This window comes from [Roseibacterium] beibuensis (assembly GCF_039542305.1).
Classification (GTDB): domain Bacteria; phylum Pseudomonadota; class Alphaproteobacteria; order Rhodobacterales; family Rhodobacteraceae; genus Roseibacterium; species Roseibacterium beibuensis.
Genome location: NZ_BAABHW010000002.1, coordinates 803,780 through 823,845, shown reverse-complemented (window position 1 = coordinate 823,845; position 20,066 = coordinate 803,780). Strand labels below are relative to the sequence as shown.

Sequence of the window (20,066 nt, the reverse complement as noted above, 5' to 3'; positions counted from 1 at the left end):
GGCTTTGCTTGCGCTTGTGCCTGTCTCTCTGCTGTCCTTGCCCCGTGCCGCGACCGCGCTGGAGCTTGGAGCCATGACGCCTGTCACAGATCTCGACTGGTCCTACCTCGCCGACACCGTCATGGGCGGTGTTTCGCAGGGCCAAGCCCGGGTCGAAGGCGGGGCAATCCGCCTGACCGGAACGGTTTCCACTGAGAATCGGGGCGGTTTCATCCAGACGCGCACGGCGCTGCCCGAAGGCTTGCCGCCCGGAACGACCGCTCTGTGCCTTCGGGTGCGTGGCAACGGCGAACGCTATTTCATTCACCTGCGCACGACGCGCACGCGGCTCCCTTGGCAATATTATCGGGCGGGCTTCGAGACCAGCTCGGACTGGTCGGACGTGGCACTGTCCCTTGCCGGTTTCGCGCCGTCAGGCCGCCTCATGCGGGCGCGCATCGCCCCGGAAGAGGTGCGCTCGATTGGCCTCGTAGCGTATGGCCGCGACCACGAGGCGGATGTGTCCCTGAGCGAGATCGGCGCGGCCTAGCCCGCGCCCTTGATCCATGCGCCGATGGTGAAGCTGGCGACCGCAGCGGTCAGCAGGATCAACCCGATATAGAGCGCGCTCAGCCCGTCGCGGCAGAACCCGCCCCCATTGCCACATTCATACATATTGCCGGTCAGGGAGTAGCCCGCGAGCACGGCCAGAAGCAGCAGGAAGATCGCGCCTGCCGCGAAGAAGAAAAGGCTCAGGACGCGGGCTACCACATGCGCCCTTTCGCATAGTCCGGATAGGTCCGGTCGTAGGTTTCGGCATCAAAGCCCGCGTCCATCTCGCGGTTCATCTGGCCCGCCGTGGGAACACGCCCGCTTTCGTCCCCCCGCACCCACAGGCCCGAGCGCATCAGGGCCTTGGCGCATTGGTAATAGACCTCCCCGATCTCGACGATGATCACGCTTCGGGGATGCTTGCCGCGCTGTTCGAAACGTTCAGTCATCCCGGGGTCTGCGGTCAGCCGGGCGGTGCCATTCACCCGGACGACATTGTTCGACCCGGACACCATGAACATCAGGCTGACGCGCCCATCGCGCACGATGTTGCGCAGGCTGTCGATCCGGTTATTCCCGCGCCAGTCGGGCAGGGCGAGGGTGCGGGCATCCAACACGCGCACCACCGGGCCGTCATCGCCACGGGGGCTGCCATCGGTGCCCTCCGGTCCAACGGTGGTCAGGATGCAAAACCGCGCGGCCTCGACCCATGTGCGATAGAGAGGGGTCAGGTGGTCGGCCACCTTGGTCAGTGCGGCGGGTACGATCTCGGCATCGTAGACGGTTTCGAGATCGCCAAGTGTCTCAATGAATTTCATTCTGACCTCTTCCGGAATCCGGCCTCCGCCATCAGCGCGTTCGAGGCCGTTTCGACCTCGTCCTTCAAGCGGGCCATGAAGTCTTCGGTCGGCAGGCCCGGCTCGATCCGTGGAAGGAACTCCACCACCGCCAGTCCCGGTTTGCGCAGGATGCCGTGGCGGGGCCAGAAGACGCCTACGTTGGTGGCGACCGGCACGCAGGGCTGCCCCAACTCGCGGTAGAGGACCCCGCTACCGATCTTGTAAGGAACATCCACGCCGGGGGCGACGCGGGTGCCTTGGGGATAGATGATCAACTGCCCCGGTTCCTGCCTGCCGGATTGAACCCCCGCCATCATTTGCTGGATGGCCTGTGCCCGCTTGCCCCGGTTGACCGGAACACAGCCGATCCGCAGGGCATATTGCCCAAGGATCGGAGCATACATCAATTCGCGCTTCATGATGAACTTGCCGCGCGGAATGGCGTTGTAGATCAGGATGATGTCAAGGAACGACTGGTGTTTGGCGGCGATCAAAACCTCGTCTGTCGGTGGTGTGCCCCGCACCTCCGAGCGCAGGTTCACCATCCATCGCGCCGTCCAGATCACCCATCTGCAATAGGCGTGGCAGGCAGCGTGCGCTCCGGCGCGGCTGACCATCGCCCAAGGCAGGTAGATGATCGCGATGATGGGCATGGCGCCGTACATCTGGATGATGAAAATCAGGGATCGAAGCCACTGGATCATTGCAGGCCCCTCAAGGTGCGCAAGGCCGCGACGCGCGTCGCGATAAAGGCGGTGATGGCCGCAAGGGCCGGGATGACCAAGGGCCACAGCCATTGCGACCCCGCGAAACCGAGGCCGGTCAGGAAGCTGTCGCTGTCGCCTGCGCCCGGTAGCAGCAAAACGGCGACCATGCCGAGCGCTGTTCCCGCCGACGCCCCCGTCAGCGCGCGCAAGGTGAAGCGACGCACGAAGGCGCGCGCGATGTAGGAATCGCGCGCGCCCACCAGCCGGGTCACGCGAATGACCTGCTCGTTCGCGGCGAGGGCCGATTGCGCGGCCAGCGTGACCATGGCCCCCGTCGCGCCGAGGATCAGCACCAGAGAAACCCAGCCGAGCAGCCGCAGGCGTCCGGCGGCTTCGACCAGCGGGCGGCGCCAGCGCGTGTGATCGTCCAGCACGGCGCCCGGCGCCTCGGCGGCCAGACGTTGGCGCAGCCCGTCGCCGTCATAGCCTTCGGCGGTTTCGCTGACCTCGATCAAGCGCGGGATCGGCAAGTCGTCCACTGGCAGTTCGGGGCCAAACCATGGCTCCAGCAGCGCCTGTTGTTCCTCGTCTGTCAGGGCGCGGGCCGACTCGACCCCGGGGGTCTGTTCCAGCACCGTGAGGACCGCCCAGGTCTGTGCTTCCAATTCGGCTGCGGGGGCCGAGATCCGAATGGTCGAGCTGCGCGCCAAGGCGTCCGACCAGCGGTCGGCCAAACGGCCCGACGCCATGGACAGCGCCATCGCGAATACGGCGAGAAAGGCCATCGCCGCCGAGGTGGCGAGCGAGAGGCGCGCGGCCTGACCCGTGCGCGGCACCACCCGGTCGGCCTGCGCGTCGCCCTTGAGAAGGGCCAGGATATCGCCGAGCGCGGTCACAGATCCGCCCCCGCGACCGTCACATGCCCACCCTGAATGCGCAGCACGCGCGCCTGGACCTGGCTTTTGGCGGCCCGGATCAAGGCGAGGTCATGGGTCGCGATCACCACCGTCTTGCCCATGCGGTTCAGTTCCACCAGCAACTGCAACAGCCGCAGCGACATGTCCCAGTCCACGTTGCCCGTAGGCTCATCCGCCAAGATGACATCCGGGTCCATGATGATCGCCCGGGCCAGCGCCGCACGTTGCCTCTCGCCCCCCGACAATTCCGGGGGCAGGGCATGTGCGCGCGATTTCAGACCGACCCAGCTGACCAGGTCGGACAGGTTGGCGGCCTGATCCGGCGTCGCGCGGCCCGATACGGTCAAGGGCAGTGCGATGTTCTCGGAGGTCGGCAGATGGTCGAGGAACTGGCAATCCTGGTGTACAACGCCGATCCGGCGGCGCAAGTCGGCCACCCCGTCACGGTCCAGCGCGGCAGCATCCACGCCGAGGAGCTGGATGCGCCCCGCGGTTGGCAACAATTCGGCATAGCACAGCTTGAGAAAGGTGGTCTTTCCCGCCCCGGACGGGCCGGTCAGGAAGTGAAACGAACCGGGCTGGAGTTGCAGCGACAGGTCGGCCAGCAAGGGCTCGGTCCCGTAGCCATAGGCGGCCTCCTCCATCACGATCACGTCTCAACCCTCGCACCAGTTCTTGGTGTTGTCTTGCAACGGATGGGCCTCTGTTGCAATCGGCGGCTGGGTCGCAAGTCTGCGCGGCGAAGCTGCAACGCGGAAAATCCACGGGAAAAGCGATGCTTGGAAAGATTGGGGGGCGTTGCTACAAGTTATCAACAGCGCGGGTTGCAGGGCGCGTGCCGATGCCCCGAAACCCCGACGGAGGACCTGGGTCTCATGCGGTTGACCTGCCCGAATTGCGGCGCCCGATACGAGGTGGATGACAGCCTGATCCCGGCCGAGGGTCGGGATGTGCAGTGCTCCAATTGCGCGACGACCTGGTTCCAGCCCGGCCGCAGATCCGCCGTCGAGCCCACGCCTGAGCCGGAGCCCGAGGCGCCCCGGCCACCCCAAGACATCCCGGAACAGGCCGATGCGTCCGCAGACCCCGCAGACGAGACAACGTCCCCGGACCCCGAGACAGTGGAAGAGACGCCCGCCGCGCGGGAGCGTCGATCGATCGATCCCGCCGTGCGCGATATCCTGCGGCAGGAAGCCGATCGTGAATCGCGGTTGCGTCGGGGTGAGCCGGACCCGGTAGAGACCCAATCGGAAATGCCGCTCGATCAACCCGAGGAGGCAGCGCGCGCGCGCCGGCCGGGTCATGACGCGGACCTCGAAAATGCGCAGGAGGCCTTCGACACCCCCGCGTCAGGCCGGGACGGCCACTCCGACGGCGCGCGACGCGATCTCCTCCCGGACATCGAAGAGATCAATTCCACCCTCCGCGCAACAGGGGACAGGGCCGCCACCGAGGAGGATGCAAGCGACATTGAGACGGTCGATGCCTCGTTCCGTCGTCGCCAGGGCGTTCGGATCGGGTTTGGCCTGACGGTGATGATTGCCGCCATGCTGGCATGGCTTTATGTCAATCACGAGCGTGCGATCGGCTGGCTTCCCGCTGCCGAACCGGTGATCGAGCGCTATGTCGGCTTGATCGACACGGCCCGCTTCACCCTGGATCAGACCGCGCGCGATCTGGTCGGGCCCGACGAGGCCACCGAGTAAGCCAAGCCTCAGAACTGGTCGAGAAGTCGGCGCAGGTAGTCGAGTTCGATCTGGGGACGTTCCTGTTCCGAGGAGCGACGACGCAACTCGTCCAGCAACTCGCGTGACCGCCGGTAAAGCTCCTCGCGCGTTTCCATGTCCTCGTCCGATCCCATCGAACCCGAGTTGCCAGCCTGACGCCCCAACGGGTCTTGCAGCGGGCGGTCGGGCGCCATGGACCCTTCGGCTTGCCCCTGGCCCGGCTCACGCCCCTCGTCCTGCGCCAAGGCGCGGCCTAGTTCCGTCATTCCTTCGCGAAGGCCTTCCATCGCCTCGGATTGCAGGTCGAGCGCCCCGGCGATGTCGCCGTTTTCCAGCGCTTCGGCGGCTTCATCCATCGCGCGGCCCGCCTCGTCCAACTGGCGCAGGGCCTCGTCGCCAGCTTCGCTGCCGGTGCCGGGCAGGCGGCGGGCCTGTTCCTCCAGCTGCCGGCGCAGCGCCTCTTGCCGTTCGGCCAAGGTCATGCCGTCATTCTCGCCGCCCTGGCCCGCGCCTTGCTGATCACCGGGCATTTGCCCGTCCTGTTGCTGGCCCGGTTGCTGGTCTTGCTGCCCCGGCTGTTGGCCGGGTTGCTGACCTTGTTGCCCGGGCTGTTGCTGACCGGGCTGCTGGCCTTGCTGGCCGGGTTGCTGCCCCGGTTGGGGTTGGCCTCGGGGCTGGCCGCCGAACTGCTCCTGCAATTCGCTGAAACTGTCGTCCGAAAGCTCCTGCTGTTCGCGCAGCGTGTCCTGCAGCCCTTCCATCGCCTGCTGGCCGGGAGTTTGCGGCCCGTCCCCGCCCTCGCCTTGCGTGATTTCCATGTTTTCCAGCATCTGCTGGAGCGCATTGAGCATCTCCTGCGCCTCGGCGGTGCGGCCTTCCTGCATCAGCTCTTCGATCCGGCGCAGCATTTCGTCGAGGTCCGCCATGGACATTTCCATGCGCTCGCCCTGGTCGGGCTGGTCAGTGCCGTCACTCGGTTCGGCGTTCTCGGCCAGTTGCTGCATGTAGTCGTTCATCGCTTCGCGCAATTCCTGCATCAGCTGCGCGATTTCCTCGTCGCTGGCGCCCTGTCGCATGGCCTCGGACAGACGCTCCTGCGCGCGCCGAAGTCGTTCCAAAGCATCGTCCAGATCGCCGTCTTCCAGCTCAAGCGCGGCGTTCCAGAGGATGTCCGCCACCTGGTCGCGGGTCTCGGCGCTGATCGAGTCGACGCCTGATTCCAGCCGACGGATCGCGGTGCGCAGTTGCAGGTAAACGCCTTCGTCGAGGTCGTCCTCGGGGTGAAAGGTGATGGCGCGTAACAGATCCGCTGCGCGTTCTGCATTATCGCGGTTCCAAAGGATGTCGCGGCGCATCTCGATGACCGCGTTTGCCAGCGGGTCGAAAAAGCGGCGGCCGGGCAGGCGCGGCACGTCGTAGCTGACCGTCCCGATCTGGCCCGCATCGTCGGTGACGGTCAGGGTCAGGCTAACGGGCAGGTTGGCGAAGGGATGCTCGGACAGGTCTTCGACCATCACCTCGGTAAAGTCCTCGCGCCCGCCGCGAAACGGCATGGGCAGGTCGAGCACCAGCGGCTCGCGCGGTTCGGGATCAATGCGCAGACCATAGCGACGGTCGGCTGCCTCGGCGTTCAGGCGCAGCGTGGCGGTGCCCGAAACGACCCCGTAGTCATCGGACGCGGTGTAGCTCAACTGCATCTGCCCCGGAGGACCCGGCTCAACCTCGCCCTCCAACGCGACCGAAGGCGGGGCATCGGCCAGCATCGAAATATCCCAACTGCGCGCGCCCGAGGGACCGTAGATCGACAGGCTGCCCGAGCGGGCCAGCGTCACATTGCGCGACAGGTAGGGCTGATCGCCGGCCGGGGGCAGGTCGCCAATATTTGTTTCGACCGTGATCTCGCCGGGGTCGCCATAGAAACGCAGGCTGATGCGCGACCCGGCAGGCGCCTCGAACCTCTCGGCGGTGATATCGGCGAGGTAAAGGGATGGTAGCCCGGTGTAGATCGGCGGCTCCACCCAGCCCTCCCAGGACGGCCCGCTGGCAGAGGCAGCGCCAGGTCCAAGCGCAACGGCTTCGCCGATCTCGGACACGCGCCCGAGCGTGCCGAACAGCAGGGCCATCGCGAGCGCCGTCGCCGCCATGTAACGCAGGGCATAGGGGTCGCGGTCAGACAGGCGCAGATCGGGTTGCGGGGCGTGGGCGTGGCTGGCGCGTTCGGCCATGCGCGCCACATGCGCGGCCCAGACCGATTGGCTGGCCGGGTCATTCGCGCCCACGGCAGGGTGGTCCATCAGCGCCGTGATCGGCCGCCCCGGCATGGTCGCATCCAGGCGCTCCAGCGCTTCGCCGCGGCTTGGCATGCGGAACCGGCGCAGGCCATGGAGGACCGCCCAGACGAGGCCGACGCCCAAGAGGCCGATCACGGCCCAAAGCTGCACCTGTGTCAGGGCGGTGGCGAGTCCGAAGGCAAAGCCTGCGACGGTCAGAAACAGGAGTGACCAAAGCGGCCAGAAAGCCCGCGTCGCACGTTCGGCCACCATCCCCAGTCGCGTCAGGCGAAGGGGCCAGATCAGGCGCTGCAAGGCTGCCTCTTTCTGGGTGGTGTCTTCGGTCACGAATTCCCTTTCGGGGCGGGATCGCCCCGTCTGCCGGGCCTCATAGCCACTCGGGAACAGTATCGCGTTTGATGATCTCGTCAAATGTCGGACGCGCCCGGATGACAGCGAAGTGATCGTCCTTAACAAGGACCTCGGGGATCAGGGGCCGCGTGTTGTATTCCGAGGACATGACCGCCCCGTAGGCCCCGGCCGAGCGGAAGGCCACCAGATCGCCCTCGGCCATGGGGGGCAGGTGGCGTTGCTTGGCGAAGGTGTCACCGCTTTCGCAGACCGGGCCGACCACGTCGAAGGGGCGCTGTTCCACGCCTGCCGCAGGCTCCTCGACCGGCACGATATCGTGCCAAGCGCCATACATGGCAGGGCGGATCAGGTCGTTCATCGCAGCGTCGAGGATCAGGAAATCGCGTCCCTCCCCTTCCTTGACGTAGATCACGCCCGCCACCAGCAGGCCTGCGTTGCCCGAGATCAGGCGCCCCGGCTCGATCTCGACCTCGACGCCAAGGTCGCCGACGGTGCGTTTGATGACGTCGCCGTATTCGATGGGCAAGGGCGGCGCGCTGTTCGACCGCTCGTAGGGGATGCCGAGGCCGCCGCCGAGGTCCAGACGCCGGATGTCATGGCCATCGGTGCGCAGGGTCCGGGTCAGCTCGGCCACTTTTTCATATGCGATCTCGAAGGGTTCGAGGTCGGTCAACTGGCTGCCGATATGGACGTCGATGCCGATCACCTCCAGCCCGGGCAGGGCGGCTGCCTCGGCATAGACCTCGCGGGCGCGGGCGATGGGGATGCCGAACTTGTTCTCGGATTTGCCGGTGGCGATCTTTTCATGCGTGCGGGCATCCACGTCCGGGTTCACCCGGATCGTGACGGGCGCGACCTTGCCCATCTCGACCGCGACGCGGGACAGGCGGCGCATCTCGGGCTCGCTTTCGAGGTTGAACTGCCGGATGCCTCCGTCCAGCGCCAACCGCATTTCGTCCTCGGTCTTGCCGACGCCGGAGAAGACGATCCGCTCACCCGGCACGCCGGCCGCTTTCGCACGCAGGTATTCCCCGCCCGAGACGACATCCATCCCGGCCCCAAGGCTGGCGAGGTGTGTCAGCACCGCCTGGTTGCCATTGGATTTCACGGCGAAGCACACGAGATGATCCAGACCATCCAGCGCCTCTTCGAACAGGCGGTAATGGCGGGTCAGGGTTGCGCAGGAATAGACGTAGAACGGCGTGCCGACCGTCGCCGCGATCTCGCGGATCGGCACATCCTCGGCATGCAATGTGCCGTCGCGATAAAGAAAGTGATCCATGGGTCCGACCTTTTGGCGCCTGGGCGCAACCTGTCCGCGCGGGGCCACATACCATCCTGCGCAGCACAATCAAATAGGCTGGACGGCGCCCGCGTCCCGGCTAACCTTGGCGCAACACCAGCAGAGGGGAAGACCATGGTGAAAACCGCGATCATCGAGGCCCATGGCGGCCCGGAAAAATTCAAGATCGTCGATCTCGAGGTCGGGGACCCCGGCCCGGGCGAGATTCGCATCCGCCACAAGGCGGTGGGCCTGAACTTCATCGATTGCTACCAGCGCTCTGGCCTTTACCCGATGGAACTGCCCCATGCGTTGGGGATGGAGGCCTCGGGCGTGATCGAAGCGGTGGGCGAGGGCGTGACGCATCTCAAGGTCGGCGATCGCGCCGCCTATGCGGCCCAACCCCCGGGGGCCTACACCGCCGAACGCGTGATGCCTGCGGCCCAGGTCTGCCCGTTGCCGGATGCCATCAGTTTCGAAGAAGGCGCGGCGATGATGCTGAAGGGGCTGACGGTTCAATACCTGTTCCGGCGCACGACCCCGATCACGGCGGGCGACACCGTGCTGTTTCACGCCGCTGCCGGGGGCGTGGGGCTGATTGCCTGCCAATGGGCCAAGTCGGACGGCATCCGCCTGATCGGGACCGCAGGGACCGATGCCAAGTGCCAGTTGGCGCTCGACCATGGGGCCGATGCCTGCATCAACTACCGCGACGAGGATTGGGTCGCCCGGGTCAAGGAACTGACCGATGGCAAGGGCGTGGACGTTGTGATGGATGCCGTGGGCGCCGACACGTTCGAGGGGTCCCTCGACAGCTTGCGGCCGCTTGGCTTCATGATTTCCTTCGGCAATGCGTCCGGTCCGGTGCCGCCCTTTGCCATTGCCACGCTGGGGGCCAAGGGATCGCTCAAGATCACGCGGCCGACGCTGTTCACCCATATCGCCGATCACGAGACGTGCCAGCAGATGGCGCGCGACCTGTTCGAAAAGGTCGAGGCGGGTGATGTGCAGATCCGCATCGACCAGCGCTTCCCGCTGGAGGACGTGGCCGAGGCACACCGCGCGCTTGAAGCACGCAAGACCACCGGGTCGACGATCCTGACCCTGTGAGGACAACCCGCGTCATTCATACGGTCTCGGCCCATGCGGCGGGCGAGGTCGGTGACGTCATCACCGGCGGCGTCTCCCCGCCGCCGGGCGATACGCTTTGGGAGCAGCGCCGCTGGATCGCCGAGGACGGCACCCTGCGGGCGTTGATGCTGAACGAGCCGCGCGGTGGCGTCTTTCGCCACGTGAACCTTCTGGTGCCGCCGAAGGACCCGCGCGCAGACGCGGGGTTCATCATCATGGAGCCCGCCGATACGCCTCCGATGTCGGGGTCCAACTCCATCTGCGTGGCGACCGTCCTTTTGGAAACCGGGATCGTCGCGATGCAGGAGCCGGTGACGGACCTGACGTTGGAGGCCCCCGGCGGGCTGGTGCATGTCCGCGCCACCTGTGAGAATGGCAAGGTTACCCGTGTTGCGGTCGAGAACCTTCCAAGTTTCGCGGTGGAACTGGACGCGCGCATCCATGTGCCGGGGGTAGGGCCGCTGCGCGTCGATACGGCCTTCGGGGGCGACAGTTTCGTCATCGTCAACGCCACCGATATCGGGCTGGAGCTTGTCCCCGGAAACGCCCGCGCGCTTGCCGAGTTGGGTGTGCGGATCACGACAGCCGCCGACGCGGCGTTTCGGTTTGACCACCCCGACAGGCCCGATTGGGCGCATCATTCCTTTTGCCTGTTCGCCGGAGACCTGGAAAAAGCCCCGGACGGGCTGCGCGCCCGGTCGGTCGTGGCCATCCGCCCCGGCAAGATTGACCGTTCGCCGACTGGCACGGCGGTCTCGGCGCGCATGGCGGTTCTTCACGCCAAGGGGCAGATGGGCGTCGGCGATCGTCTGACCGGCGTTTCGCTCCTCGACACCGAATTCGAGGGGCGGATCCTCGGTGAAACGCATGTTGGCGCCCGCTCGGCCATCCGGCCCGAGATCGCCGGACAGGCCTGGATCACCGGCACGCATCAGCACATGCTTGACCCGTCCGACCCGTTCCCGCTGGGGTATCGCCTGTCCGACACCTGGCCGGGGGCTTAGGCCGCCGCGCGGCCCGGGCGCGCCTTGAGGAACAGGGCCAACGGCAAGCCGCAACTCACGCCGATACCATAGGTCGCGGGGATGACGAGCAGGAACACCCAGTCCTTCTTGGTAAAGGCCTCGACCAACGCCCAGATGGTCAGCGCCACGGCGGCAATGGTCAGATCGTAAACCAGCGCGGTGGTGGCGTCGTTGACATACCAGGCGTCGATCATCGGCCCCAGCGACCAGCCATTTTCCGCGAACCAGGCATAGAAATACGTCCAGGGCAGGATCGCCCCGACGATGACAAGCAACAAATAGACGTAGCGCATGGAACCCCCAAACCTGACCTGGCAACCAGATAGCCCGACCGGTGCCGAGGTCACATCGCCCGCACCGTGTCGTCAAGGGCTGGACAAATCGCCGATCCGATGCTGCGCTGCGACAACGTGCTGCTGTGTCACGATTGACCGCCGCGGTCTTGTCCAATAGGCCTTCGCGAAAGATTGTTGCGCGAGATGCGGCCTTGGAGCAGCGTCACGACACGAACCAGAGGGAACACGATGTCCGATATCGAACGCGAGAGCATGGAATATGACGTGGTCATCGTCGGCGCCGGCCCATCTGGCCTGTCCGCTGCGATCCGCCTCAAGCAGATCAACCCCGATCTCAATGTCGTCCTGCTGGAAAAAGGCTCGGAAGTCGGTGCGCATATCCTGTCGGGCGCCGTGCTGGACCCGGTGGGCCTGAACCAGCTGATCCCGGACTGGAAAGAAAAAGGTGCGCCGCTGAACACGCCGGTCGAGGATGACAAGTTCTACATCCTCGGCGAAGGCGGCGGTATTCGCATCCCGAATTCGGTCATGCCGCGCCTGATGAACAACCACGGCAACTACGTGGTCTCGATGGGCAATGTCTGCCGCTGGCTGGCGGAACAGGCCGAGGAACTGGGCGTCGAGATCTTCCCGGGCATGGCCTGTTCGGAACTCGTCTACGGCGAGGACGGCGAGGTCAAAGGCGTCGTCGCGGGCGAATTCGGCAAGAACCCCGATGGCACGCCCGGTGACGGTTACGAACCCGGCATGGAACTGCACGGCAAATACGTCTTCCTGGGTGAGGGCGTGCGCGGTTCGCTGACCAAGGAGGTCATGGGGAAATACGGCCTTCAGAACGGCAAGTGCCCGCAGAAATTCGGCATCGGCATGAAGGAGATCTGGGAGATCGACCCCGCGAAGCACAAGCCGGGTCATGTCATGCACACGATGGGCTGGCCGCTTGGCAAGAACGCCGGGGGCGGGTCCTTCGTCTATCACCTCGAGAACAACCAGGTCTATGTGGGCTTCGTGGTGCACCTGAACTACGAGAACCCGTATCTTTCGCCCTACCAGGAATTCCAGCGCTTCAAGCATCACCCGATGATCGAAGAGCTGTTGAAGGGCGGCAAGCGCGTGGCCTATGGCGCGCGCGCCATTTCCGAAGGCGGCTGGCAGTCGATGCCCAAGGCCGTTGCCCCGGGGGCTGCGATCCTCGGGTGCGGCGTGGGCCTGGTGAACGTGCCGCGCATCAAGGGCAACCACAACGCCATGTTGTCCGGCATCGAAGCCGCCGAGGCCGCCGCGGCCGCCATCGCCGACGGACGCTCGGGTGACGAGTTGACGGCCTATGACGACTACATCCACGAAGACGGCCCGATCGCCCGCGACCTCAAGCCGGTGCGCAACGTCAAGCCCCTCTGGTCGCATTACGGCATCATCGGCGGCGTCATCCTCGGCGGGATCGACATGTGGGTCGGCAGCCTGACCGGCTGGAACCCGTTCGGCACGCTCAGGCACCACAAGTCCGACGCGGCCCATACCGGCAAGGCGAAGGATTTCAAGCCGATCGACTACCCCAAGCCGGACGGCAAGATCAGCTTCGATCGCCTGACCAATGTCAGCTTCTCGATGACCAACCACGAGGAAAGCCAACCCTCGCACCTGCAACTCTTGGATCCCGAGATCCCGATCAAGGTGAACCTGCCCGAATACGCCGAGCCCGCGCAGCGTTACTGCCCGGCCGGTGTGTACGAGGTCGTCGAAGAAAAGGGCGAGGCGCCGCGCTTCGTGGTGAATTTCCAGAACTGCGTCCACTGCAAGACCTGCGATATCAAGGACCCGTCGCAGAACATCAACTGGACGGTCCCGCAGGGCGGCGACGGGCCGAATTACCCGAACATGTGATGAGCGGATGGCAGGCCACCGGTCGGGGCGCATTGCCCTTGCCGGGGCGGCGGCCTAGTCTCCTCTCCGACGACCTGAGGAGAGCTTTCATGACCCCGTTTCGCCCCCTTGCCCGCGCCGGCTTGATCGCCGCGGCCCTTGCCCTGACCGGCCAGGCTGCCCACGCGCAGGAAGAGGGCGCTGCCGCCCGCGGCCCGGATATCGGATTGGCCGGTTCCTACCTTGCCGCGCGCGCTGCCGTCATCTCGGGGGACCATGCCGAGGCAGCCGAATATTTCGAACGCGCCTTGCTGTCTGACCCGGGTAATCCGACCCTGATCGGCAACGCGGTTTTCGCCAATGCCGCGCTCGGCCGGTTCGACCGCGCCGCGGCACTGGCCGAAGACATGCCCGCCGACGCGCAGGGGCAGGAACTGGTCGACCTTGTCCGCTTCGTCGAATGGATCCGCCTGGACGAGATGGAGCGTGCCGCCGCAGCCATGGCCGAGGGGCGTGGCGCCGGGCCCTTCATCGACGGGTTGGCCTCTGGTTGGATCGCGCTGGGCGAAGGGGACATGACCGAAGCCGTGCGCACCTTTCAATCGCTGGCCGACGACCGTGTCCTGTCGCAGTTGGGGTGGCTCCACCTCGCCCTTGCCCAAGCCGCTGTCGGAGATTTCGAGCGCGCCAATGAGATCCTGTCCGGTGACCAGATCGGCCCGATCAACCAGACCGAGCGCGTGATCGCCGCCCGCGCGGAGATCCTCGTGCAACTTGACCGGCGTGGCGATGCGCTTGACCTGCTTGATGGCTTCACGCAGCGCGTTCCGGACCCGGCCCTGCTTGAGCTTCAGGCACGGATCGGGGCCGGGGCCGAGGGGCCTTACGCGTTCGTCACGGACGCGAGCGAAGGACTGGCCGAGGTTTTCTTCACCGTGGCCGTGGCGCTTGGCAATGACGTGCCCTCGACCCTGCCGCTGATCTATGCGCAGGCCGCCACCGAGATTGACCCCGAGCATTACGATGCGGCGATGCTGGCGGCCACGCTGCTGTTCGAAGCGGAGCAGAACGACCTCGCTGCCGCAGCGTTCGAGACTGTGCCCGAAGGCGCCGATCAATATGTCGAAGCCCAGATGGGCCGCGCCGAGGCGATCGAGGAGATGGGGGATATCGAGGCCGCCACTGCCGTACTCGCCGATCTCGCAGCCGCGCGCCCCGACCTTGCCAGTGTTCTGGCGGCATATGGCGACATGCTGCGCCGTGGGGAACAATGCGGCATGGCGATCGACGCCTATACCGATGCGCTCGACCTCGTGGACACGACGCAGCCGCGCTACTGGTTCGTCTATTACGCGCGCGGGATCTGTAATCACCGCGAAGACAACTGGGATGCGGCAGAAGACGACTTGCGCCAGGCCCTCGTTCTGAACCCCGAGCAGCCGCAAGTCCTGAACTACCTCGGCTATTCGCTGGTCGAACAGCGACGCAATCTCGACGAAGCCCTCGACATGATCGAACGCGCTGTCGCCGCGCGCCCTGACAGCGGCTACATCGTCGACTCGCTTGGTTGGGTGTTCTACCGCCTCGGCCGCTATGACGAAGCCGTCGAACCGATGGAGCGTGCGGCGGAGCTTCTTCCGACCGACCCCATCATCAATGACCATCTCGGCGACGTGTACTGGATGGTTGGCCGGGAGCGCGAGGCGCGCTTTCAGTGGGAACGTGCCCTTAGCTTCGATCCGGAGCCGGAGGACGCCGAACGCATCCGCCGCAAGCTGGATCTGGGTCTCGACCGCGTTCTCCAGGAAGAAGAGTCGGTCGGCGAAACCCAGTGATCGAACGTGCTGCCCCCGCAAAGGTCAATCTTGCGCTGCATGTCACAGGGCGGCGGGACGATGGCTATCACCTGCTCGATTCGCTGGTGGTCTTCGCTGATATCGGCGACCGCATTTCGGTGCGCGCTGCGCCGGAGTTGTCCCTGTCCGTGACAGGGCCGCGTGCGGGCGGAGTGCCGACCGACGACTCGAACCTTGTCTGGCGAGCGGCCGAGTGGTTGGGGCAGCCGGGCGGCGCGGCGATCACGCTGGAAAAACACCTGCCCCATGCGGGCGGTATCGGTGGCGGGTCGTCTGATGCTGCGGCCACGATCCATGCCCTGTGCTCGCTTTGGAACAGACCATCCCCCAGCCCGGAAGAGACGCTCTCGCTCGGCGCCGACCTGCCAGTGTGCCTTTTCGCGAAACCGGCCCGCATGCGTGGGGTCGGAGAGGTGATCGAGCCGCTTCCGCCGCTCCCGCCGCTGTGGCTGGTTCTCGCCAACGCCGGTGTCGAGGTGCCAACGGGGCCTGTCTTCAAATCGCTCGAACGCACCGACAATCCGCCTTTGCCAGAGCCCGATTGGACCGATCTTGCGTCCTTGGTCGCGTATCTGTGCCGCGCGCGAAATGATCTTGAACCGCCGGCCCGCGCGCTTGTCCCTGACATCGGACAGGTCATCGCCCATCTCAATGCGCAGCCCGGCTGCCTCATGGCCCGAATGAGCGGGTCCGGTGGGACCTGCTTTGGCCTGTTCGCGCATGAGGAGGCAGCGCGCATGGCCGCCGCTGTGATCGGCAAGGCACATCCCGCGTGGTGGGTCGACGCCGGGGCTGTTCTCGCAGCGTAAGCCGTTTCGCCGAATAATCTTCCAGAAGGTTATTCGGCCTCAGTTCAGCCGTGCCACCACGTAATCGGCGAGGTCGATCATCATCTCGCGCAGGGGATGATCCGGAAGGATCGACAGGGCGGATTTCGCCTCGTCGACATAGGCATTGGCCACGTCACGGGTTTCTTCCAGCGTGCCGTGGCGGCGCAGCAACTCCAGCGCGTGTTCAAGGTCGCCATCCTGCTGGTCGCCCTTTTCGATGGTCCGTTTCCAGAAGGCACGTTCGTCTTCATCGGCGCGGGCCACGGCACGGATCACGGGAAGCGTCAGCTTGCGCTCCCGGAAATCGTCGCCCGTGTTCTTGCCGATCTCGCCGCCGGTGCCGCCCCAGTCCAAGAGGTCGTCCGCCATTTGGAACGCGATGCCCAGACCGTCGCCATAGGTGGCGAGCGCTTTGATTACGTCTTCATCCTTGCCGGCGATCACCCCGCCGACCTCGCAGGCTGCCTCGAACAGCGCCGCGGTTTTGCCGCGGATCACCTGCAGGTAGATCTCTTCAGTCGTGGCGAGGTTCATGGCGGCCGTAAGCTGAAGCACTTCGCCCTCGGCGATCGTCGCGGCCGCGTTGGACAGGATGTTCAGGACCCGCAGGTTTCCGGTCTCGACCATCAACTGGAACGACCGGGCGAACAGGTAATCGCCGACGAGAACGCTCGATTTGTTGTCCCACAGAAGGTTCGCCGTGGGGCGCCCACGCCGTTTTTGGCTTTCGTCAACCACGTCGTCATGCAGCAGCGTCGCGGTGTGGATGAACTCCACCGTCGCGGCCAGTTTCTGATGCGCATCGCCTTCGTAGCCGCAGAGCCGTGCGGCGGCCAGCGTCAGCATCGGGCGCACGCGTTTGCCCCCGGCTTCGACCAGATGCGCCGTCACCTCGGGAATGCGCGGCGCGTGTTTCGAGGCCATGCGGGCGCGGATCAGGTCGCCGACGGCGGCCAGATCGTCAGCCAGTGCGGCCTGCATCCGTTCATGCGGTTTGGTGGCGGCGTCGTCGAGGCTCATGCGCCCAGTCCTTCCGTGTCACTCGACAAGCGCGGGCAGGGGGCCTACATGCCGAAACATGCTTGAGGTGATGCGCAGCAACGACCCGACCCAGATCGCCTTTGCCTCGGCGCTGTTGTCGGGCGAGGGTATAGAGGTGTTCGAGATGGACGTCCATATGAGCGTCCTCGAAGGCTCCATAGGCGTTTTGCCGCGCCGCCTGATGGTCCGGCGCGAGGATGCGCACATGGCCCGGGCGGCGCTGCGCGACAACGATCTTCCGGTGACAGAGTGAGCGAAGCGGGCCTGACCCGCGATGCGTTTCTCGGCGGGCGTGTGCAGGCATGGCAGCCCGCGAAAGGCTATCGCGCGGGGACGGACCCGGTGTTTCTTGCGGCCGCTTGCCCGGCCGAGACCGGGGAGACGGTCCTCGAAATGGGTTGCGGGGTTGGCGTGGCGTCCCTTTGCCTCGGCGCTCGGGTCGAGGGCCTGCACATCACGGGCGTGGAGCGTCAGCCCGCCTATGCCGATCTGGCGCGGCGCAACGGGCTTGACGTGGTCGAGGCCGATCTGACCGCTTTGCCGCAGGATCTGCGCGCGCGCAGTTTCGACCATGTCATGGCCAACCCGCCCTATTTCGCCGAAGGGGATGGCACCCCGGCCAGCGATGTCGGCCGCGAGGGAGCGTTTCGCGAGGACACGCCCCTATCCGCGTGGATCGATACCGCTCGCTCCCGCTTGAAGCCCAAGGGATGGCTGACCTTGATCCAACTGGCCGAGCGTTTGCCCGAATGTCTGTCTGCCCTGTCCTCTGGTTTCGGTTCCGTCGCTGTTCTGCCCGTGCAATCGCGCGCGGGCCGGTCTGCGGGGCGGGTCCTGATCCGGGCGCGCAAGGGCGGGAAGGCCCCGTTCAGGCTGCTGGCGCCGTTCTTGGTACACGAACAGCCGCATCATCTGTCAGATGGCGACGATTATACCGCGCGTGCTGCCGCGGTGCTGAGAGACGGCGCTTCCATCGATTTTCAATAAAACTGCTGCGCCGTGGCCCGCGCGACCGCCGCTTAAGCATAATCCAATCGAATGCAAGGGATGACACGACTCGAATTCCGTGCTGCACTCGTTATGTGAATGTCACATGTCAGAGGAGGACTATCCATGTCGCTTGGTGCACATCTTCAGGAACTCAAGAAGAAACATGCGACTCTCTCTGCCCGTGTCGAAGAGGCTGAGCGCAGTCCCGGCACCGACGACCTCACCATTCGCGCGCTCAAGAAGGAAAAGCTGCGCCTGAAAGAAGAAATCAGCCGTCTCGACGCCTGATCGGCCTGGCGCGGCCGCAACGGTCGCGCCGCCTGCCGCGCCTGGTATGATGCCGGCCTTTGCGCCGGGCTAAATCCAGTGCGCTATCGGCAACCGGATAAACCCTGCGCCACGGTATACAAAGGTCCGCAATGCGACCTTGTTTTCCTTGGCCCCGTCAAGCATTGCAATTTTGGAAGACCGGGCTTTCCGCCATTCATCTGGTGGCGGGAGTCATGCTGACCTAGTTGTGTCTGCAGGGGAGGTGAAGACCTTTGTTGGAAAGGACGACACCGATGTACGTGATCTCTTCTCAGGCGCATATCCATGACGTGGTCGCCCGCGCCAAGCGCGAGCGCGCGAAATATGTTGCCGGTCTGGTTGGACGCATCTTCCATCCGCATCGCGGCTGATCGACAGATCGCCGGAAGCGAAAAAAGGCCGGGCATCCCCCCGGCCTTTTTCCTTTTTTGGGTATGCTATCGGGTCAGACGAAGAACTGCGCCCCGTTGGCCGAAATCGTCGAGCCGTTGATGAAGCCGGCGTCATCCGAGGCGAGGAAGACGACGCACCGCGCAATCTCTTCCGGTTCGCCCAAGCGGCCAGCCGGGATCTGCGCGATGATCGAGTCGCGCACCTTTTCCGGCACGGCCATGACCATCTCGGTCGCGATATAGCCGGGGCAGACCGCGTTGGCCGTGATGCCGGCGCGTGCGCCTTCCTGGGCCAGCGATTTCACGATGCCCAGGTCGCCCGCCTTGGTCGCGGCATAGTTCACCTGCGCGAACTGGCCCTTCTGGCCGTTGATCGAAGAGATGACGATGATGCGGCCGAACTTGCGCTCGCGCATGCCGGGCCAGATCGGGTGCACCGTGTTGAAGACGCCCGTCAGGTTGGTGTCGATCACCTCGTGCCACTGTTCGGGGGTCATCTTGTGGAAGGGCGCGTCACGGGTGATGCCGGCATTGGCGACGACCACGTCGATCGGGCCAAGATCGGCCTCGACCTTTGCCAGACCCTCCTTGGAGGAGTCGTAATCGGCCACGTTCCACTTGTAGGTCTTGATCCCGGTCTCTTCCGTGAACTTCGCGGCTTTCTCGTCGTTGCCGGCATAGGTCGCAGCGACCTCATAGCCCTCGGCCTTGAGCGCCTTGGAAATGGCTTCCCCGATTCCTCGGGTGCCGCCGGTGACGAGCGCAACTTTAGCCATGTTCTCCTCCGTTTTGGCATTGTTCGTTGGAAACTTTGTTATATTGCTGCGCGCGCGAGCGCAACATTGTTGCTCATGCAGAAAGCCAGTTTTCTGCGTCACTTACGCCCAGATCCCAGGTGTCGCGCAGTTTCCGGGGATCGGTGAAATCGATCTTGTCGGCGGGCGTCTCATTGCTGGGCCAGATGTAGAAACGGTTTTCCATCTCGGGCAGACGTTTATAGGGGCGAGTCAGCAACACCCATGTGACGCCCTCGTTCGGGGCCGGCATGGGGGCTTGATCGGCCATGCCGCCATCGACCACGCGCTTGCCGTCCCATAGCGGCGGTTCGAAAACCGGTGGGATGACGGCAGCCGCCGTGATCAGGTCGACCAGCCGCCCATTCTGCGCGACCTCGTTCGCATCCACGAGATGGGCCTGAAGGCCCAGCTTCTCGGCCCAACTGAAATGCGGGGACTTCACGGTGTGCAACTCGGCCTCGTAGGCGGCGGCCAGCGCGGTGCCCGTCAGCGTCGGATGCCCCGTTTCGGGCGGATGGGCAATCTGGATCTGGAATTGCGCAGCTTGCGCGACCTTGGCGCAGGCCGCATCGTCCATCACCCGGGCGACGACATCGCAGTAGATCTTCTGATGCGGGGTGATTCCGTCGCTATCGGCATCGAAGAGATCAAGATTGTGATCCCTTTCCTCGAAGGCGCTGCTCATCTCGTCAAGCAAGCGTTCTGCGATACCTGCGATCCATGCCGCACCGGCAAGTGCGCCACCGCTGACGCCGGTCATGCGCTGTGGCGTCAGCGTCCGCTCCTGCCCGATGCGAGACAGGAATCCGCCTTGCCAGAAACACCGCAGGCCACCGCCCGAAAAGACGATCTGCTCCGGGTCCGGTAGGTCCGGCATCATGAAAAACGGGC

The 20,066-nt window shown here is 65.2% G+C and carries 21 protein-coding genes; 10 read left to right on the top strand and 11 right to left on the bottom strand.

Annotated features, from left to right (window positions below; all coding sequences use genetic code 11):
- Positions 1-73: 73 nt before the first annotated feature.
- Positions 74-529, top strand: coding sequence for a CIA30 family protein (locus tag ABD923_RS10755; protein WP_259553992.1), 456 nt, complete (start codon positions 74-76; stop codon positions 527-529).
- Here ABD923_RS10755 and ABD923_RS10750 read toward each other — a convergent pair.
- Genes ABD923_RS10750 through ABD923_RS10730 form a run of 5 tightly spaced genes read right to left on the bottom strand, consistent with a single transcriptional unit; the run spans position 526 to position 3,647 of the window.
- Complete coding sequence (locus ABD923_RS10750; RefSeq protein WP_222190616.1) at positions 526-750, bottom strand: hypothetical protein; 225 nt, start codon at positions 748-750, stop codon at positions 526-528. The two genes, ABD923_RS10755 and ABD923_RS10750, sit on opposite strands and share 4 nt — an antisense overlap.
- Positions 744-1,349 carry a pyridoxamine 5'-phosphate oxidase family protein gene (locus ABD923_RS10745; protein WP_259553994.1) on the bottom strand — a complete coding sequence of 202 codons (606 nt, stop codon included), beginning with the start codon at positions 1,347-1,349 and terminating at the stop codon, positions 744-746. Before ABD923_RS10745 ends, ABD923_RS10750 begins: the two co-directional genes overlap by 7 nt.
- Positions 1,346-2,074, bottom strand: a complete 729-nt coding sequence (locus tag ABD923_RS10740) for a lysophospholipid acyltransferase family protein (protein ID WP_259553996.1) — start codon at positions 2,072-2,074, stop codon at positions 1,346-1,348. Before ABD923_RS10740 ends, ABD923_RS10745 begins: the two co-directional genes overlap by 4 nt.
- Positions 2,071-2,973, bottom strand: a complete 903-nt coding sequence (locus ABD923_RS10735) for a cell division protein FtsX (protein WP_259553997.1) — start codon at positions 2,971-2,973, stop codon at positions 2,071-2,073. Before ABD923_RS10735 ends, ABD923_RS10740 begins: the two co-directional genes overlap by 4 nt.
- Positions 2,970-3,647: a cell division ATP-binding protein FtsE gene (locus ABD923_RS10730; protein ID WP_405048335.1), complete on the bottom strand. Its 678-nt coding sequence runs from the start codon at positions 3,645-3,647 to the stop codon at positions 2,970-2,972. Before ABD923_RS10730 ends, ABD923_RS10735 begins: the two co-directional genes overlap by 4 nt.
- A gap of 222 nt (positions 3,648-3,869) precedes the next feature.
- On the opposite strand from ABD923_RS10730, the gene ABD923_RS10725 reads away from it, so the two are divergent.
- Positions 3,870-4,700 (top strand): zinc-ribbon domain-containing protein, encoded by an 831-nt coding sequence (locus ABD923_RS10725; RefSeq protein WP_259553998.1) that lies wholly within the window; start codon positions 3,870-3,872, stop codon positions 4,698-4,700.
- A gap of 8 nt (positions 4,701-4,708) precedes the next feature.
- On the opposite strand, the gene ABD923_RS10720 is transcribed toward ABD923_RS10725, so the two are convergent.
- Positions 4,709-7,339, bottom strand: coding sequence for a TIGR02302 family protein (locus tag ABD923_RS10720; protein ID WP_310796446.1), 2,631 nt, complete (start codon positions 7,337-7,339; stop codon positions 4,709-4,711).
- Between the two features lie 40 nt (positions 7,340-7,379).
- Positions 7,380-8,645 carry a diaminopimelate decarboxylase gene (gene lysA, locus ABD923_RS10715; RefSeq protein WP_259553999.1) on the bottom strand — a complete coding sequence of 422 codons (1,266 nt, stop codon included), beginning with the start codon at positions 8,643-8,645 and terminating at the stop codon, positions 7,380-7,382.
- Between the two features lie 135 nt (positions 8,646-8,780).
- Between lysA and ABD923_RS10710 the strand changes: the two genes are divergently transcribed.
- Both ABD923_RS10710 and ABD923_RS10705 read left to right on the top strand, forming a co-directional pair.
- Positions 8,781-9,755: a quinone oxidoreductase family protein gene (locus ABD923_RS10710; protein WP_259554001.1), complete on the top strand. Its 975-nt coding sequence runs from the start codon at positions 8,781-8,783 to the stop codon at positions 9,753-9,755.
- Positions 9,752-10,780, top strand: coding sequence for a trans-3-hydroxy-L-proline dehydratase (locus ABD923_RS10705; RefSeq protein WP_259554002.1), 1,029 nt, complete (start codon positions 9,752-9,754; stop codon positions 10,778-10,780). Before ABD923_RS10710 ends, ABD923_RS10705 begins: the two co-directional genes overlap by 4 nt.
- On the opposite strand, the gene ABD923_RS10700 is transcribed toward ABD923_RS10705, so the two are convergent.
- A complete protein-coding gene (locus ABD923_RS10700) occupies positions 10,777-11,094 on the bottom strand; it encodes a DUF2834 domain-containing protein (RefSeq protein WP_259554003.1) in 318 nt (105 codons plus the stop codon). The two genes, ABD923_RS10705 and ABD923_RS10700, sit on opposite strands and share 4 nt — an antisense overlap.
- A 231-nt stretch (positions 11,095-11,325) precedes the next feature.
- On the opposite strand from ABD923_RS10700, the gene ABD923_RS10695 reads away from it, so the two are divergent.
- The 3 genes from ABD923_RS10695 (at position 11,326) to ABD923_RS10685 (ending at position 15,625) form a co-directional block, all read left to right on the top strand.
- Positions 11,326-12,981 carry an electron transfer flavoprotein-ubiquinone oxidoreductase gene (locus tag ABD923_RS10695; RefSeq protein ID WP_259554004.1) on the top strand — a complete coding sequence of 552 codons (1,656 nt, stop codon included), beginning with the start codon at positions 11,326-11,328 and terminating at the stop codon, positions 12,979-12,981.
- A gap of 89 nt (positions 12,982-13,070) precedes the next feature.
- Positions 13,071-14,795, top strand: a complete 1,725-nt coding sequence (locus tag ABD923_RS10690) for a tetratricopeptide repeat protein (protein WP_259554005.1) — start codon at positions 13,071-13,073, stop codon at positions 14,793-14,795.
- The gene (locus ABD923_RS10685; RefSeq protein ID WP_259554006.1) at positions 14,792-15,625 is read left to right on the top strand and encodes a 4-(cytidine 5'-diphospho)-2-C-methyl-D-erythritol kinase; all 834 of its coding nucleotides are present in this window, start codon (positions 14,792-14,794) and stop codon (positions 15,623-15,625) included. Before ABD923_RS10690 ends, ABD923_RS10685 begins: the two co-directional genes overlap by 4 nt.
- A 39-nt stretch (positions 15,626-15,664) precedes the next feature.
- On the opposite strand, the gene ABD923_RS10680 is transcribed toward ABD923_RS10685, so the two are convergent.
- Complete coding sequence (locus tag ABD923_RS10680) at positions 15,665-16,666, bottom strand: polyprenyl synthetase family protein (RefSeq protein ID WP_259554007.1); 1,002 nt, start codon at positions 16,664-16,666, stop codon at positions 15,665-15,667.
- A 58-nt stretch (positions 16,667-16,724) separates the two neighbouring features.
- Here ABD923_RS10680 and ABD923_RS10675 point away from each other — a divergent pair, with 58 nt between their 5' ends.
- The 3 genes from ABD923_RS10675 (at position 16,725) to ABD923_RS10665 (ending at position 17,965) form a co-directional block, all read left to right on the top strand.
- Entirely contained in the window at positions 16,725-16,940 is a 216-nt protein-coding gene (locus tag ABD923_RS10675) for a putative signal transducing protein (RefSeq protein WP_222190643.1), read from the top strand.
- On the top strand, positions 16,937-17,674 hold the full coding sequence (locus tag ABD923_RS10670; RefSeq protein WP_259554008.1) for a tRNA1(Val) (adenine(37)-N6)-methyltransferase: 738 nt from the start codon (positions 16,937-16,939) through the stop codon (positions 17,672-17,674). Before ABD923_RS10675 ends, ABD923_RS10670 begins: the two co-directional genes overlap by 4 nt.
- A 126-nt stretch (positions 17,675-17,800) precedes the next feature.
- A complete protein-coding gene (locus ABD923_RS10665; RefSeq protein WP_222190648.1) occupies positions 17,801-17,965 on the top strand; it encodes a YdcH family protein in 165 nt (54 codons plus the stop codon).
- A gap of 466 nt (positions 17,966-18,431) precedes the next feature.
- On the opposite strand, the gene phbB is transcribed toward ABD923_RS10665, so the two are convergent.
- Positions 18,432-19,154, bottom strand: coding sequence for an acetoacetyl-CoA reductase (gene phbB, locus ABD923_RS10660; RefSeq protein ID WP_259554009.1), 723 nt, complete (start codon positions 19,152-19,154; stop codon positions 18,432-18,434).
- A 73-nt stretch (positions 19,155-19,227) separates the two neighbouring features.
- Positions 19,228-20,055: a patatin-like phospholipase family protein gene (locus tag ABD923_RS10655; RefSeq protein ID WP_345229467.1), complete on the bottom strand. Its 828-nt coding sequence runs from the start codon at positions 20,053-20,055 to the stop codon at positions 19,228-19,230.
- Positions 20,056-20,066: the final 11 nt, after the last annotated feature.